At 56.1% G+C, this 16,238-nt stretch carries 13 protein-coding genes; 4 read left to right on the top strand and 9 right to left on the bottom strand.

Annotation, left to right across the window (positions count from 1 at the left end; translation table 11 throughout):
• Nucleotides 1–211: 211 nt before the first annotated feature.
• Nucleotides 212–910, top strand: coding sequence for a pirin family protein (locus ACVWZF_RS13215; protein WP_011433546.1), 699 nt, complete (start codon nt 212–214; stop codon nt 908–910).
• Nucleotides 911–1,110: 200 nt separating this feature from the next.
• Here the strand turns inward: ACVWZF_RS13215 and tsaE are convergent, their stop codons facing one another.
• Together tsaE and lgt are read right to left on the bottom strand one after the other, a co-directional pair.
• The gene (gene tsaE / locus ACVWZF_RS13220; RefSeq protein ID WP_011433547.1) at nt 1,111–1,746 is read right to left on the bottom strand and encodes a tRNA (adenosine(37)-N6)-threonylcarbamoyltransferase complex ATPase subunit type 1 TsaE; all 636 of its coding nucleotides are present in this window, start codon (nt 1,744–1,746) and stop codon (nt 1,111–1,113) included.
• 3 nt (nt 1,747–1,749) lie between these two features.
• Nucleotides 1,750–2,574, bottom strand: a complete 825-nt coding sequence (gene lgt, locus ACVWZF_RS13225; RefSeq protein WP_011433548.1) for a prolipoprotein diacylglyceryl transferase — start codon at nt 2,572–2,574, stop codon at nt 1,750–1,752.
• A gap of 235 nt (nt 2,575–2,809) precedes the next feature.
• Here lgt and recA point away from each other — a divergent pair, with 235 nt between their 5' ends.
• Nucleotides 2,810–3,934, top strand: coding sequence for a recombinase RecA (gene recA, locus ACVWZF_RS13230; protein WP_049749588.1), 1,125 nt, complete (start codon nt 2,810–2,812; stop codon nt 3,932–3,934).
• A gap of 16 nt (nt 3,935–3,950) precedes the next feature.
• On the opposite strand, the gene ACVWZF_RS13235 is transcribed toward recA, so the two are convergent.
• Both ACVWZF_RS13235 and ACVWZF_RS13240 read right to left on the bottom strand, forming a co-directional pair.
• Nucleotides 3,951–4,763, bottom strand: coding sequence for a TrmH family RNA methyltransferase (locus ACVWZF_RS13235; protein ID WP_011433550.1), 813 nt, complete (start codon nt 4,761–4,763; stop codon nt 3,951–3,953).
• Between the two features lie 80 nt (nt 4,764–4,843).
• Nucleotides 4,844–6,217, bottom strand: coding sequence for a 16S rRNA (cytosine(967)-C(5))-methyltransferase (locus ACVWZF_RS13240; protein ID WP_457411646.1), 1,374 nt, complete (start codon nt 6,215–6,217; stop codon nt 4,844–4,846).
• Nucleotides 6,218–6,344: 127 nt separating this feature from the next.
• Between ACVWZF_RS13240 and hisA the strand changes: the two genes are divergently transcribed.
• Together hisA and ACVWZF_RS13250 are read left to right on the top strand one after the other, a co-directional pair.
• A complete protein-coding gene (hisA, locus tag ACVWZF_RS13245; RefSeq protein WP_011433552.1) occupies nt 6,345–7,130 on the top strand; it encodes a 1-(5-phosphoribosyl)-5-[(5-phosphoribosylamino)methylideneamino]imidazole-4-carboxamide isomerase in 786 nt (261 codons plus the stop codon).
• A 133-nt stretch (nt 7,131–7,263) separates the two neighbouring features.
• The gene (locus tag ACVWZF_RS13250) at nt 7,264–8,454 is read left to right on the top strand and encodes a M20 metallopeptidase family protein (protein WP_011433553.1); all 1,191 of its coding nucleotides are present in this window, start codon (nt 7,264–7,266) and stop codon (nt 8,452–8,454) included.
• 13 nt (nt 8,455–8,467) lie between these two features.
• Here ACVWZF_RS13250 and ACVWZF_RS13255 read toward each other — a convergent pair whose 3' ends face one another.
• From ACVWZF_RS13255 to ACVWZF_RS13275, 5 genes are all read right to left on the bottom strand, one after another.
• Nucleotides 8,468–9,037 carry a hypothetical protein gene (locus ACVWZF_RS13255; protein ID WP_011433554.1) on the bottom strand — a complete coding sequence of 190 codons (570 nt, stop codon included), beginning with the start codon at nt 9,035–9,037 and terminating at the stop codon, nt 8,468–8,470.
• Nucleotides 9,038–9,161: 124 nt separating this feature from the next.
• The gene (locus ACVWZF_RS13260; protein ID WP_011433555.1) at nt 9,162–10,868 is read right to left on the bottom strand and encodes an ATP-binding protein; all 1,707 of its coding nucleotides are present in this window, start codon (nt 10,866–10,868) and stop codon (nt 9,162–9,164) included.
• A complete protein-coding gene (locus ACVWZF_RS13265; RefSeq protein WP_011433556.1) occupies nt 10,868–11,461 on the bottom strand; it encodes a hypothetical protein in 594 nt (197 codons plus the stop codon). Before ACVWZF_RS13265 ends, ACVWZF_RS13260 begins: the two co-directional genes overlap by 1 nt.
• On the bottom strand, nt 11,458–12,651 hold the full coding sequence (locus ACVWZF_RS13270) for a DNA double-strand break repair nuclease NurA (protein WP_457411642.1): 1,194 nt from the start codon (nt 12,649–12,651) through the stop codon (nt 11,458–11,460). Before ACVWZF_RS13270 ends, ACVWZF_RS13265 begins: the two co-directional genes overlap by 4 nt.
• Entirely contained in the window at nt 12,641–16,237 is a 3,597-nt protein-coding gene (locus ACVWZF_RS13275) for an AAA family ATPase (RefSeq protein WP_148202745.1), read from the bottom strand. The genes ACVWZF_RS13270 and ACVWZF_RS13275 overlap by 11 nt, the downstream gene beginning before the upstream one ends.
• Nucleotide 16,238: the final 1 nt, after the last annotated feature.

The following is a 16,238-nucleotide window of genomic DNA, read 5'->3' on the forward strand; positions in this document are numbered from 1 at the left end:
AGGTTCTGGGGCGCCGGGGCTGGGTGGCCTTGTGGCGCTTTACTACCCTATCCCCACCCCCACCACCCCGTCAAGATATCCAACCCAAAATTTTTGGCAAGTTTTTGGCGAGAATAGCAGGGAAAAGAAGAAATAAAACTGTTTGAATATTGACATTCTGACTGCAGAGTTAATAAGATGGTTGCGAGGGTCAGGTTTCGGAGAAACTGTGATGCTGACTTTGCGCAAGCGGGAAGAGAGGGGTCATGTCAAGCTCAGTTGGCTTGATACTTACCACTCATTTTCTTTTGGAGAGTACTACGACCCTCGCTACATGGGCTTCCGGGCTTTGCGGGTGATTAACGATGACCGAATCAGCCCGAGTGCTGGCTTTCCGACCCATGGGCACCGGGACATGGAGATCGTTACCTATGTTTTGGAAGGGATCCTTGAGCATAAAGACAGCTTGGGCACGGGATCTGTGATTCGTCCTGGTGAAATTCAACGGATGACGGCAGGCACAGGGATCTGGCACAGCGAGTACAACTACTCGGCAGATGAGGAGGTTCATCTGCTGCAAATTTGGATTTTGCCGGAGCAGGAAAACCTGGAGCCCAGCTATGAACAAAAAGCGACGGGTTTGACAGAGCATCCCAATGAGTTTTGTTTAGTTGCCTCTCGAGATGGGCGCCAGGGATCCGTGATTGTGCATCAGGATGTGAATCTCTACGCGGGGTTGATTGAGCCGGGACACACCATCTGCCAATATTTGGATGAGAAGCGCTACGGATGGCTGCAGATAGCTCGGGGCGATGTGACCCTGGATGGCTTGTTTTTGCGAGAAGGAGATGGCGTGGCTATTGCTAGGGAAAGCGAGCTCAACCTTTTCAGTGAAGAAGGGGCTGAGGTGCTGCTGTTTGATTTGGCCTGAGGATGACTTTTGGCTGAATTCTGGCTGTTTGCCTTGAGCTTATAGTCGTTTTAGGCTGGGGTGAAGCGACTGAACTGCTGAGAAGAGCCTTCTGGCTCCGTACATTCAACGTTTTAGGCGCGGGTGCAGTGTCCTAGTTGGAATCGAAATGACCATAAGTCTTTTGGGATCTCAACTTTTTCTTCTGCTTTCAAGTACTTTCAGGAGGAGAAGTGGATCCCTTCTTCGAGGTTTTGCTGAGTGAATTGAGAAAGAACTTGCTGCCAAAGGTGGCCAGTCTGGGATCCCTTTCCCTTGACGTGTAGAAGGCGGGCTCCTTCCTGCTGGGGATGGGGCTGTAGGCGCAGCCAGAGGTAGGTCGCAGGCAGATGGCGGAGGTACTGGGGCCACTCAATAGCGGTGATCCCACCTTGGCTCCAAAGTTCTTCTAGCCCTAGGTCTTCTAGGAGTGTGAATTCTTTCCCACCGGCGCGAGCGGCAGAAGAGGTCTCTAGGCGGTAGAGATCGCAATGGAAAAGAGGGATCCGTCCGGTGTGGTATTCCTGCACCAGCACGAAGGTGGGGCTGTCGATGGGTTCAGGGATCCCCAAGCCCTGCCCTAGTCCCTGCACAAAGGTGGTTTTGCCGCTGCCCAGATTACCTTCGAGAAGAATGACCAAGCCGGAAGTGGAGCCGAGGCTGCGGCTGGGAGGGGGAGATTTTTGTTGACCTGAAGGGGCGAGGAAGCCAAGGGCGGCTTGAGCTACGAGGGCCCCTAGTGATTGGGTAGCAGCGGCGGATGGCAGCAGCAGAGGGGAGGCTTGCTGCCAGAGCTCTTCATTCTGTTCGCTGGCCATGGCTTACAACTCCTTTGGGGCGGGGATCCCAGGCGAGGAAGTTGCCTCGTTTGGGTGAACAGAAACGCGTTTGGGAGCTGTCAAGATTGCGGCCAGGCCTGCTCCAATGAGCAACAGGCTCACCCCCTGCGCCACCCGCAGGGATCCCAGCATGAGGCTATCGGTGCGCAGGCCTTCGATCCAGAAGCGCCCCAGGCTGTACCCCACCAGGTAGAGGCCCAAGAGGGTGCCGGGGGGAAGCTGGCGCCGGTAGCTTAAAAAGAGCAGGAGCCCGAAGAGACCAAAGTTCCAGAGGGATTCGTACAAAAAAGTGGGATGGACGCGCGATCCATCAGGCAGCTGCAGTTGTACCCACAGAGGGCTATCCGGAGGCAACACCTTTCCGTAGGCTTCATTGTTGAAGAAGTTGCCCCAACGTCCGATCCCCTGACCAAGGCTGAGGGAGGGAACAAGGCAATCGGCTAGCAACCAAAAACTCAGCCGGTGCCGCCGGGCGAACAGGTAAAGCGCCGCACTGCCGCCGATCAAGGCACCGTGAATGGCAATGCCCCCCTGCCAGAGGGCCAAGACCTGCCACCAAGGGCCATCTCGATAGCGTTCCCACTCAAAGGCCACATAGTACAGGCGAGCAAGGGGCAGGGATCCAACCACCAACCACACCAGCAGATCAGGCATGGAACTGGGGGGAAGGCCACGCCGAGCTGCCAGATGGCGAGCCAGGAGCAAGCCCAACACCATTGCCAGGCCGATCAATAAGCCATACCAGCGCAGGCTGAGCGGCCCCCAACTAAACACAACCGGGCCGGGGGATTGTAAGACCAAAGTCATGACCGTGGGGACATTCCTGAGCAGATCCCTTTAGCCCACTCTACCCGCTCTGCAAGGCTATGCAGAAGACCTGCCCTCACCCCCAGCCCCTCTCCCAGAGGGAGAGGGGAGTTAGGAACCGAGGCAAGGTACGAGCTGACTGCAGTTGGAGGGAGAGGGATCCGCTCAGAGCAAGGCGACAATGTTAGAATGCAGGCTCGATTTTCCACCACGACTCCTGGGGGGGATGCGGGTTATGGCCCGGAAAGCCGTTGCTGTGAACACTGCTGATGACTCGGACAAATTGAAGTCAGAAAAACGCAAAGCCCTGGAGCAGGTGTTAAGCCAGATCGAGCGGAATTTCGGCAAAGGGGCAATCATGCGCCTGGGAGATGCCACCCAGATGCGGGTGGAGACCATACCCAGTGGGGCCATCACCCTCGACTTGGCCTTGGGCGGAGGTTACCCAAAAGGGCGGATTATCGAAGTCTTTGGGCCGGAATCTTCTGGGAAAACTTCAATTGCCCTACATGCCATCGCCGAAGTGCAAAAACAAGGGGGAACGGCAGCTTTTGTGGATGCGGAACATGCGCTGGATCCCACTTACGCAGCAGCTTTGGGGGTTGATATTCAAAACCTGTTGATCTCCCAGCCGGACACGGGGGAGGCCGCCCTGGAGATCGTCGATCAGTTGGTGCGCTCTGCGGCTGTGGATATTGTGGTGGTGGATTCGGTGGCAGCGTTGGTGCCCCGTGCCGAGATCGAGGGGGATATGGGAGACGCCCATGTGGGATTGCAGGCCCGCCTGATGAGCCAAGCGCTGCGCAAGATTGCCGGAAATGTCAGCAAAACCGGATCCATCGTTCTTTTCTTAAACCAATTGCGCTCCAAAATTGGCGGCATAGGCTATGGCCCCCAGGAGACCACCACCGGCGGCAATGCCCTTAAGTTTTATGCGTCGGTGCGGCTGGATATTCGCCGCGTTCAAACCCTGAAAAAAGGTGCGGAAGAATACGGGATCCGAGCGCGGGTCAAGGTGGTGAAAAACAAAGTTGCCCCCCCTTTCCGGCGGGCAGAATTTGACATCATTTTCGGCCAAGGGATCTCCAACATCGGCTGCATCATCGATCTGGCAGATGAGATGGGCATTCTCAAGCGGCGCGGCTCTTGGTACAGCTACAAGGAGGAAAATGTTGCCCAAGGAAGGGACAATCTGGTTGTCTACTTGAAGGAAAACCCAGAGCTCCTAGCGGAGGTGGAAGCGGCTGTGCGGGAGAAACTTTCTGCGGGGGTGACGGTTTCCGCCAGCCGGCCGGCAGCGATGGAGGAGGGAGAGCAGGAAGAGAATGAGGATGCGGTCTTTGTAGAGGAAGAGTTTTGAGGGAGCAGCTAGCTGTTCAGGGAGCGCTTCCTGAGCGAGATCGCCGCTGGCGCAGGGCCTCGTAGAGCAACAACCCCCCCGTCATAGCGACGTTCAGAGATTCGACACCCTCGGCCATCGGGATCCGCACCTGGGCATCGGCCTGTTGGATAGTCGCTTCCCTCAGGCCAGCCCCTTCGTTGCCCAGGAGAAAAAGGGTAGGGCGGGTGAGATCTTGATCCCAGTAGCAGTTTGCTGTGGGGGAGAGGGTAGCAGCCAAGACTTGGATCCCGTGGCAACGGCAGCTCTGGATCCAGGCGGCTAGGTCGGGCACGACTTGGGGCGGACGGCGAAACCACTGGCCGGCAGAGGCCCGCAAGACTTTGGGGTTTTCGGGATCGACGCTGTCTGCGCTTAGCCAAAGGCCGTCGGCTCCTGCGGCGGCCACGACTCGGATTAGGGATCCCAAATTGCCTGGATCTTGCAGCGTTTCCACCACAAGGCCCAAACGTAACTTGGACAGGGGGGGAGAGGAAATCTGCCAACTGACGGCCACGGCCACAGCTCCTTCGGGAGACTCGGTGGTACAGAGCGCTGCCATGACTTCTGAGCTGACGGGTTGCCGCCGTAGGCCCTTGGGCAGATCGGCCAGCAGGTGAGGGTGACGGCTGGCCCAGTCGGGCGTGTAGCAGAGGGCTTGCAAAGGCCAGCCGACCCGCAGGGCTTCTTCGATGAGATGGGATCCCTCCACCAAAAAGGCGCCCTGTTCCCGCCGGCCTTTGCTGCGGTGCAACTGCCGCAACTTGCGGATCCAGGGGTTTTTCGGACTGGTCAGCAGCTCAGAAGCCATGTGGCAATGGTTAAGGTACTCCCCAAGTCTTCGGCGTTGCTGCCCTCACCCCCAGCCCCTCTCCCAGAGGGAGAGGGGAGTTAGTAACCGGAGCGGCGCAGCCGTTGGATAAAAAATCCATCCCGATCCTGCCGGTGGGGCCAGATGAGCAGGGGATCCCCTTCAGCAGCCCAATTGGGGTGGCTGTCGAGAAAGGCTTGAATGATCTCCTCGTTTTCGGCAGGATGCAGCGTACAGGTGGCGTACACCAACACTCCGCCCGGCTTAAGCCAACGGGCTGCCACCTGCAGAAGCTGAGCTTGCAGGTGGGCCAATTCAGGGATCCGCTCTGGAGTCTGCCGCCAGCGAGCGTCAGCATGGCGGTGCAAGGTGCCTAGGCCGGAGCAGGGGGCATCCAGCAGTACGCGGTCAGCACTCTGCCAGGGGGGCAAGGGGGCAGGGGGTAAGGACTCCGTCCCGCTGACGCGATCGGCAGCAGCGCTCAGGGATAACAGGTCGATGGCCAGGGGACGGATTGAGCTCAAGCCCAGGCGCTGCCTATTTTCCTCCAGGCGCCGCAGACGGTGGGGGTGGCGATCCAAAGCCCAGATTTCCCCCCGATCCTGCATGTGTTGGGCTATTTGGGTGGTCTTGCCGCCCGGAGCAGCGCAGCAGTCGATCACCCGCTCCCCTGGCTGGGGATCCAGCCAATGCACCACCTGCTGGGCACTGGCATCTTGAACGCTCCACCAACCCTGGGCAAAGCCGGGCAGGGCCGTGATGTCGCCGGCATGATCCTGAAGTCGCAAGGCACCCGGCACCTCGGAGATGGGGAGGGCAGGGATCCCGGCTGCTGCCAAGGCTTGAATGACTTTATTCACATCTGCCCGCAGTGGGTTGACCCGCAAATCCAGGTGGGGTGGCTGATTAAACCAAGCACACAACTGCTCCGTTTCCACCGGCCCCAGGCGCTCCCACCATAGGCTCACCAACCAGTCGGGAAAGCTGTGCCGGATCCCCAAAGCCTGAATTGGGTCGGCTGGCAGAGTGTCCTCGAGGGGCTTGAGGGGATCCTTCTCTGGCTGATCCAACACTTGCCGCTGGTAGGCGCGCAAGATGCCGTTCACCACCCCTGTCAGGGATCCCAGCCCCATCTGGCGGGCCAATTCCACGCTGGTATGGATGACAGCACTGGCCGGGATCTGATCCAAAAAAGCCAGTTGGTAGAGGCCGAGATGCAAAATCAGTCGCAAATCGGGGGGCTGCTTGTGGGCAGGACGCTGGGCAAGGCAATCGATCAAGGCATCGAGGGTGCGGCGACGGCGGGTAATGCCATACACCAGCTCGCTGACCAGATGCCGGTCGGCGGGGATCAGGCTGCTGTTGGCCAACAAATGCCCCAGAACCAGGTCGGCATAGGCGTTTTGGCGCTCGATTTTCTGCAGAGCCAACAGAGCCAGTTGGCGCGCGTTCATAGTCATCTCAGGATGTTCTCCCATCGCGTCAGCGGTGTGGAGCACTTTAGGGTCTAGAGATCCAGATCTCCGCTGGAGCAAGGCCGCTCCCAGGCGATACTGGAGAAGCCCCTAAGGGATCCCAATCATGCCTTACACCAGCGCCTTCTTAGAGGTGATCCCCGCCATCGACCTTTTGCAGGGCCGCGCCGTGCGCCTTTACCAGGGGGATTACGCCCAGGCAGAACAGGTAGCCGACGACCCGATCCAACAGGCCGAAGCTTGGGCGGCACAGGGTGCTCCTCGCCTGCATGTGGTGGATTTGGACGGGGCCAAAAGCGGGGATCCAGTCAACCTGCCCATCATTGAGCGCATTGTCCGCAGCCTGGCCATCCCGGTGCAGGTGGGGGGTGGGATCCGATCCCTTGAACGGGCGCGGCAGTTGTTGGATTTGGGGGTGGATCGGGTGATCGTTGGCACCCTAGCCGTAGAGGATCCCGACACCCTGGAGGCTATGACCCAAGCCTTCCCCGGTCGGGTTTGGGTGGGGATCGACGCTCGGCAAGGGCAGGTGGCCACCCGCGGCTGGCTGAGCACCACTCCCCTGCGGGCTCCTGAGCTAGTGCAACGGGTGCAAGCCCAAGGAGCTGCCGGGATCATCTATACCGACATTAGCCGGGATGGCACCCTGGCCGGGCCCAATTTAGAACAGCTGCGCCAGATTCTAGCCGTCTCTCAAGTGCCTGTAATTGCTTCGGGAGGGATCGGCTCGCTGACCGATTTGCTGGCTTTGTTGAGCTTGCCCCGTTTGACAGGGGCCATTTTGGGCAAGGCCCTCTACTCAGGGGCGATCTCCTTGCAGGAAGCTTTGCGAGCAGTGGGGCCGGGCCGCTGGCAAGATCTACCGCCGGAAACCGGATCCCTGTGGGCCTAGGTATCCATCCAGAGATCGAGCGAAAGACAGCCCTGGCAAAACCTCTGCCATACTGGTGAAATCAACAGGCAACTTCATGCGACAACACCAGCCGCTGGTGAAGGTTTTCCAAGACATTTTTGTTTTTCAGGTCATGTCTGTCCCTGCGCTTCGCCCTGCTGTTCGAGCTTTACAACCCGAGTTGGTGACCTGGCGCCGCCACATCCACAAGTATCCTGAGCTGGGCTTCCAGGAGAAGCAAACCGCCGCCTACATCAGCCAGCGCCTGGAAAGCTGGGGGATCCCGCACCAGACCGGCATTGCCCACACCGGCATCGTGGCCACCATTGAGGGAGAGCAGCCGGGGCCGGTTTTGGCGCTGCGGGCCGATATGGATGCCCTGCCCATTCATGAGGCCAATGAAGTCGAGTACCGCTCCGCCATCCCCAACGTCATGCACGCCTGTGGCCACGACGGCCATACGGCCATTGCTATGGGCACCGCCAAGCTGCTGCAACAGCACCGTCAACACCTCAAGGGCACGGTCAAGGTCATTTTTCAACCTGCCGAAGAAGGCCCCGGCGGAGCCAAGCCCATGCTGGAGGCGGGGGTTCTGAAAAACCCGGATGTGGAAGCCATCCTCGGCCTACACCTGTGGAATAATCGCCCTCTGGGCACTATTGGCGTGAAAAGTGGCCCCTCGATGGCCTTTGCCGACCGCTTTCAGATTCAGGTGATCGGGCGAGGCGGACATGCTGCCCTTCCCCAACAAACAGTGGATGCCATTGTGGTGGGATCCCACATTGTCAATGCTTTGCAGACCATTGTCTCCCGCAATGTGGATCCGCTGCAGCCGGCGGTGGTGACGGTGGGCCGTTTCCGGGCCGGCGATGCCTTCAACGTTATCGCCCCAAGCGCAGAAATTTGGGGTACTGTGCGCAGTTTTCACCCTGAAGTGGCCGATTTGATCCCAAAGCGCATGGAAGAAATCGTTGCCGGCATTTGCCAAGCCTACGGAGCCACCTATGAGTTTCGATTCGAGCGGGGCTATCCGGCGGTTCAAAACGATCCTGCTATGGCAGCTCTGGTGGAACAGTCTGCCCGCGAGGTGTTTGGCCCAGAGGCGAGGATCATCCCAGAGATGACCATGGGCGGAGAGGATGTCTCGTTTTTCCTGAATGAGGTGCCTGGCTGCTACTTTTTCCTGGGATCCGCCAACCCCGAAAGGGGCCTGAACTACCCTCACCACCACCCCCGCTTCGACTTCGATGAGGCTGCCCTTGGCATTGGGGTAGAGCTGTTCCTGCGCTGCATTGAGAACTACACCGGGCAAGCCTTGAGTTAGCGGGAAACCTCGGCTAGGGCCTGAGCAGCTCAGCCCCTCCGCTACCAGGGAGCAGCAAAGGTTGCATGGGTTCTGGGGTGGGTAGGGCGGGGACAGGATTCAAGTCGGCGGGAATGTAGAGGGGTTTGGGGTCGGGATCCCCACCGAAGGCCAGCACAAGGGCTTCCAGCAGGGCCTGTCGCTGTTGCCGGTTCAGGGCTTGCACAGCTGCCTTGTCTTGGGCGTAGGGGTTGACCGTGAGGCGGTCGGCACCGGGATACCGTTGGGCGATGATTGGCTCGTTGGCATCGAAATAGTCTGCCAGCGTCAGTTGCCAGTCAAAGCGGTCGGTGGGGGAGCGACCGGCCACCTGCAGGTGATAGATCATCATTCGCCGCACCAAAGTATCCTCTTCAGGTGCGGGGCCGCCATCGTTGGGGTTAATAGGGGTGTAGGTGTTTTCCAGCGGCAGATCCGGCAATGCCTCGTACACCCGCCGCGCCGCTTCGGGGATCAGCCGCAACTGAGCATAGGCAGGCCCGGATCCCAGCAGAACCGCAACGGCAATGCCCAGGAAGCTTGGCAAAAGGGCTTGTTTCCTCATCCTGCTCGCCCCAAAACTTGTTTCTGTGAAATGAATTGTATTGCAATCAAGCAGTGGTTTCGGATTGTAGATTTGGCAGATTCAGCGATTGAGATCAGGCCACAGTTGGAGTTTTGGGCCATTGCTAATCAATGCTGAGTCCATCCACCACTTGAGGTTGAGGACGCGGTTTGAGAGGGGCTGACTGAGCCAAGCGATCCCGTTGGTGGTGCTCTTGGGAATGCCTTTGCCAGAGGCCAAGAATATCCAACGTTTCGCCGCCATGCTGCGTGTAGCGCTGCCGCACTTTGCACAGTACAGGGGTATTGACGCACACCCCGGAGATGATCACCTGACCTTTGCTCAAGGCGGGCAATTCCTGTAACAGATCCCGTCCGGCAGCCTCGACACTGTGGCGCAAATTTTCCTGATCGGCAGGGTTGACAATTCGCATCAAAAATTGGCTCATGCATTGAGACAGAATATCCGAGTCCAACTTGCCAGGGCGTTGCGTGATCAGCCCTACTCCCAGTCCAAACTTGCGTCCTTCGCTGAGGATGGTGCGCAGCACCTGTTTGCAACGGGAAGGCTCGTGGGCAGGGGCAAACCGATGGGCCTCTTCCAGCAAAATAAAGACGGGATAAGGCAAGTAATTTTCGTCCCCCGGCTGGATCTTGCCTTTGTGGGTATTGATCCGAGCATAGTTGGCCTGGCGCAAGATGGCAGCAGCGATCACCTGCTGTTCTTCTTGGCTGATCTCATGCATTTGCAGGATGGTTACCTGCCCCGGCTCAAACAAGTCTTTGGGAGCTAGGTGTTGCAAATTGTCGAAATAGGGAGAACGGTCGATCTGTTCTAATTTCCACTCCAAAGCGGCGGCTGAGGATCCTTGGGATCCATCCTCTGCGGAATCAGCCTCGTTTACGGCATCGATTAAATCCTGAATCGTCCAGCGGAGTGGGTTAAATTGAGTTGTTCTGCGGAAGGCTTTTTCCAGAAAAGATTTTTGCCGATCGCTGGTTTCCGGCAGCAGGGTCAGAATATCAAAGAAGTTAAGAGAAGATACACGAATCTTAATTTCCTGTGGTGAAAGAACCTTGACTTTAGGACGGTAGCCGTCTTCCCCAAAAAACTTGGGGTGGGACTGCATCTCCGCCAGCGTATGGTATTCCCCGTGGGGATCGAAAATGAGGACGGCAGCTCGGTTTTTGGGCAAAAGCAGCTCTTCAATCAAAACCCCTGCTGTATAAGATTTGCCGGATCCTGTCCCCGCCAAAATGGCCAGATGGGTGCTGACCATTTCCTTGACGTCCAGTACTACGGGCACTGCTCCCTCATCGCGCAACAACAGGCTGCCCAAGTGAGCACCCCCAATGGCTGTTTCATCTCGTTTGTTCAAAATTGATTTCAGCAGACGATTGGAGGCCAGAAAAACCTTGGCACCGGGATCCGGAGCGCGGCGGGGGTTAATAAAGCCCATCTTCTGATTGAAATAGCCGATGACCTCGACGGTAACCGCATAGATTTCCGGATTGGGATGGGTGAAGCCCACCAGAGCCACAATGGTGCTGGGATCGATTTCGGTATCGGCAAAGATGCGATCGGGGATGTGATCCAGGAGCTGAACTTGGCTAATTTTACCCAAGATTTGCAGCGTTTGCGATTGGGGATCCTGGACTTCGTAATAGACGAAATCGCCCACCTTTACCGCTTGGGTATTGGAAGTGATGAAAACATATTGGTTGGAGGTTTCTCCAGGCCCTTTGACGGTGCCAATTACCTCTGGAGAGTCCTCAGTTGGAGAGAGGGTGGCTTCTGGATGGTGGCCATTATCGGTGATTTTTTGGGGCATTAGCGCATCGCTCCTACAGTCATTTTCCAGGCCAATTCTTTGCTTAAGATTTGCAGAGCTCGCCGTTGAGCTGGATCGGCAAACATCGGCGTAATGTCGTTCAAGACTTGGTAGATCAAATGATTGGCAAAGTTGCCGCCGCTACTCAGCAGCAAACCATAGTAGGAAAATTGGGTTTGACCTTGGGGATCCTGGTGAAAGCGCAGGATCTCTTCCCGGCTCATGCGAAAAACCGGCGTGTTTACAGGCACCACCACGCGTGGGATCCCTTGCCGGCCACAGCGGCGCTCTTCATCCAAGGCCCCGATTAAGACCACCGAGAGTAGCGTGCGCACCTCATTCTGCAGATCGGGGGAAAAATAGGGATCCGGCTGGCTGGAAAGGCGCGGCCCAGAATTGAGGAACATCGGATTCAGGAGTTGGGTATTGTAAACCAGACCTACAGCCCAGTGTCGCCGGTCGCTTTCTAGCTTGACAAAGCTGCCGAAGCCATAGTCATCAGGAGCCGGCGGATTTTTGACTTCTAAAGCATCGTCCACCTGCACCACATAATCACAGTGATTGTTGGAGCGAACTACCTTTCCCAATCTCATCGAACTCGTCTCCGCTGTAATTTACTTACTGTTTTCCGGGATAGCCTTAGGTTCAGCTTTTCGCGAGCGGCCCAATCTTGCATGAGACGCAAGAAAAGGTTGCGATCCTCATTGCGGATAACGGCTATTTGATCGGCTGTCTCCAGCACATAAGGATAACCTCGCCCAATCACCACCTCACAGCGAACCAGATCCACCAACCAGTCCAACAGTCCTGCCTCATAAACCCAAACGGGTATTTCCAGGCGAGCCGGAAAGTTGTCACTGGTGCGCAGGTAAACAAATCCCACTCGCTCTCGCATTTCTTGGTAGCGATTGAGGATCCCATCTTGGGGGTTGAGGCTGCCGCCGCGGGCACAGATGAAAAAAGGTGTGCGATCCCCCCACTCCAACCAGGGGCTGAGCAGTTGCGCATCGTGAAGCTGTGGAGCTTCGGGTAGGTCAAAACAATGCTTCAGCAACGCCACCAAATCGGAAGTGTAGGTGGTGTCTATGTAGGCCACGATAGGGATCCGGCTTTGCTCGCTGGCCCGCAAAAGCTGGAGCAAACACTGCACATAGAAATCTTGGCTTTCTGGCTCGAAGACTTCGGCAAAAGTAGCCACCAGCGCCCCGTCCAAAAAGGCCAATTTTCGGGATCCCGGTTGAGATTTTTGAATGTATTCTACAAGTCTCTCGATTTCCATTTGAAAGCGGCGCATGTTAACCATTCGCTCTTTCGGTTCACCGCTGCTGTCGGATCCCAAGTCTCTTGGAGTCAATACATCCACTTGGATGTCTTTTTCGTACAAGCCTGCTGCGCAGTGATAATTTTCATACCAGCCGATTTGCACCAGCGCCACCGGTATTGACAGATCTTTGCTGGGATAAATCTGGGATCCATCTACGGCAAAGGTGGGAATATTTTCAATGACCGACTTCGCCCAATCGCGGCTTTCTTCGTAATTGGCCCATTCCTGCTCAAAAGGGATCCTCCAATTGGAGTAGCGATCCCACTCTGCAGTAGGTAAAGCGCCTGGGAAAGGGAATGGAGCTATTTTTTCGGCAATCTCTAGGCTTGACCACTGGCACAAGCTTTCCATGGCCTGCTTATAGTATTCTCTGCGCTCCGACAGCCTTTGATCAAAAGTGGCAAAGGCCTCCCGCTTTTGCTGCAACACTGCCAGGATCCGGTCGGCTCTAAACACCATAGGCGGGATCCCTCCCTACCGACTTGGATCCGGAGTGCCTTTCCACCCGAATAACATTTTCTGTCATTTGCTCAAAGGTATCGTCGTGGCTGATGACAAACAGCTGCTCAAAAGATCGCAGGTTGGTAATAGCCTCTGCCAGCCGCTGTCGCCGTTGGGTATCCATATTGGTGGTGGGCTCATCGAAAAAGGCAATATTTAGTTGTCCCAACACCTTGAGTAAAGCCAAGCGCACTGCCAAGGCCGCCGACATTTGCTCTCCCCCGGAAAGGCTGGCAAACCGCCGTTTAGGGCTGCCGGCTTCTTGAACGCGGATCTCATAATCGGCTTCCCAGGTCAGGGTGACGTTGGGACGGTTGAGAATTTCTCGGAAGAGGTGATCGGCGGTATGGTTAATCTGCTGCAGGTAGTATTGGGTAACTTGGGGGCCGGCTTTTCTGTAGGTCTCTCGGCTGAATTTGATAAAGCGGTGTAGGCGTTCTCTCTCAGTTTTTTCGGCCTCGACTTGCTTTAAGCTGGCCTTGGCCTGTTCCAATTGCCGCAACTTTTCCTCAATTTTGCTCAGTTGAGGAGCTAAGCTCTCCAGTCGGGCTTGGGCTTCAGCTTTTTGAATTTCGGTGGCCTGCAGAAGGGATCGAAGATGCTCATGCTCCTGCGGTCGATACAGAGCAGCTAAGGGATCCCGTGCTGCGCGAAGTTGGGAAAGCTGAGTTTGCAGTTGCTGCCGCTGGGCGTTTAGCTCGGCCAGTTCCTGTTCCCGCTGGGGAAGCAATTGGGCAATGGGTTCTGCCTGCAGATAGCGCTCGTGATCTAAACGGTATCGTTCGCGTTCTTCCTGCAGGGATCCCAGCTCTCGATCCAGATGCTCCGTTTGGCATAGGGCCTCCTCGATAGGGTTGAGTGCGGCCTGTAAATCCTGAAGCTGCTGCAGGCAGTCGGCCTGCATTTGTAAATACTGCTTTTCCTGTTTTAGCTCTGCTTTGAGCCGTTCGGCTTGACTTCTGGGATCCCCCAGAGATTTTAAGGTTTTGGCGGCTTTTTCAATTTGGGCTTGCAGGTCATCTTTGGATCCCTCTGTTTGTTCCCAGCGGTCGATCTGGGCTTGTTTTTCTTGCTTGGCTTTCTGGATTTGATCTAGGGCCAACTGGGCCGCTTGGAGTTCATCTTGCCGTCGGGGCAAACTTTGGGCAAGAGGCTGCATGCGGATAAAGGTCTCGTAGTTGTTGCGGTGCCGGCCTTGTTCTTCCCGCAAAGCTGCAATTCTTTCATCCAGATCTGAAAGCGGTTGCAGCTGCTCTTCTAGGGCTTGTATCTGCTGTTGGAGTTGCTGAACATGGGCCGCTATTTGTTGATATTCTTGCTCAACCCTAGACTTGCGGCTGAGATCTCTTTCCAAGCGCTGGATTTGCCCTCTGGGATCCCCCAGTTCTTGCAGCGCCTGGCCAATTTCCTGTTGTTGCCGAAGGAAGGTGGGCTCAGCCTCAAGATCCCAGTGAAGGTCATCAATTCTGCTTTGTCGTTCGGCTTGCAACTGCAGCAGTTGCTGAATTTGGGCTTGTAAATCGGGTATTTGTGCGGTTAGGCCGAGCAAGGGTTGCAAAGTCCTGAGTTGTTTTTGGATGTTGGACAACTGCTGACGAAGTTGGGGCTCGGAAGTTTGGGGAGCCAGATCCTGCAAAATCTGATGGATGGACTGGAGCAACTGTTGGCTGAGTGCTGAAGATCGAGTGAGTACCTCTGGGATCCGCTGCCACAGAGATTGAAGTTGGGGATAGTTGTGTCGCTGCGCTTCCAATTCGTCCAGAAGTTGCCGGATGCTGTGATGGTGTTGAGCCAATTGATCCGAGCCCTGCTCAAAAAGGGCTTGTAGCTCCTGTTGAAATTGACGAGCTGCGGCAATGCGGCTGAGCTGAGTTTGCAATCGCTCCTGTTGAGTTTCGAGCGCAGGAATGGCGGCTACCCGCTCCAAATCCGCCTGCCGTTGTCTCAGTTGGAGCTGCAGTTGTTGCAATTGGACTTGGCCTTGTTCCTGCTCCGTTTCCCGTTGTTTGAGTTCAAGGCGCAGAGCCTGAAAGGAAGCCAACTTCTCGCCAAGTTGGGAGTGGCGCTGCTCCAGGGAGGCCTGCCGTTCACACAGGGGTTGCAGCTCAAGTTTTTCCGCCTCCATTTTTTGGAAGATCTGGAGTTGTTGCTGATATTCGGATCCCTGCAGCTCCAATCGATGCAGTTGATGTTGCAAAGTTTCCCGTTGAGCCAGTAAAGTTTGTCGGGTTCGCCGCAGCGCTTCCTGCTCTGCAATGAGGGTTTCCAACTGCAAATAACGGTTGTAGGTCAATTGATGCTGCCGACATGTGGCCTGGGCCTGTTCAGCTTCTTGCACTCGGCTTTGTAGCAGTTGACAGCGCTCGGCGTGGGCTGTCCATTCTGCCTGGATCTGTTCCCATTCGCGGTGCAGGTGTAGCAACGTGTTGAGCTGTTGAGTCCAATAGGTCTGCTGACGCTCTAGCTCCTCTTGGGCCTGAATTTGCGGGGTTAGCTCCTCTAGCTCCTGCTTCCAGCGCTGCTGTTGGCTTAACTTTTCTTGAAGTCTTGCCAATTGGTTTTCGATATGCTGCTTTTGCGAGAGCAAAGCATCCCGCTGTTTCAGCCACTCCAAGCGTTGCTGTTGCTGTTTTTCCAGCTCCCGCAAGCGAGCTTCTGTGGCCAAAAAATGCTGAGATCCCTCCCAGTATTGCTGTTGCTGCGCTTGAGCTTGCCTGGCCTCTGCCCATAACTTTTCTGCCTGCTCAAGAGATACCTGAAGCAGGGATCCCTTTTGCTCCAGTTGGGCAATCTGGTGATCTAAAGTTTGGATTTGCTCAAGCCATTTCTCCAGTCGCTCGATCTCAAGCTTAACCTGATCCAGAGTGTGGATCGATTGACTCAAGCGCTCTTGCCAATAACTCAGTTCTTGTTGGATTTTCTGCCGCTCCGCTTGCAGCGGATCCCACTCCTGTAGCTGTTGGCGGAGCAATTCAATTTGATGATTAATGGCCTGAATCTGCGCCTCGCTGTATTTTTCGACCGCCAACAGGTCTTTGGCTACCTGCTGGTACTCTTCCACCTTTAAGATGCGATCGAAAACTTCTTTGCGATCTCGACCGGTTTTGAGAAAGTCTGCCGTGAAAGTCCCTTGGGGCACCCCAATCGTTGTGGCAAAGAGCCGCGCCAGGTCGGTACCGGCAGGTACGCCCAAATGTTGCCTCAGCCACGGCAGCACATCGGACTTGCGCTCATACTCTAGGCGCTGCTTCAGCTGGGGATCAAAGAGACGATATCCCTGCGTTACGCTGCGGCGAACATCGTAGGTGCGCTGATCCCATTGGGAGATAAATTGCACAGTCACCACTGCGTCGTTGGCCCCGGAGCGAATGATTTCTTCTTGGCTGTAGGGGCAGTAGTCGAACAAAACCCAGGCAATGGCTTCCAAAATGCTGGTCTTGCCCGCTCCGTTTTCTCCGCAAATGGCGTTAATACCTGGCTCAAACGTGAAGACGGCATCCTCATGAGATTTGAAGTTTTGTAAAGCGAGAGAGAGGATCCGCATA

The sequence above is a fragment of the Thermostichus sp. OS-CIW-30 genome (genome assembly GCF_054060215.1).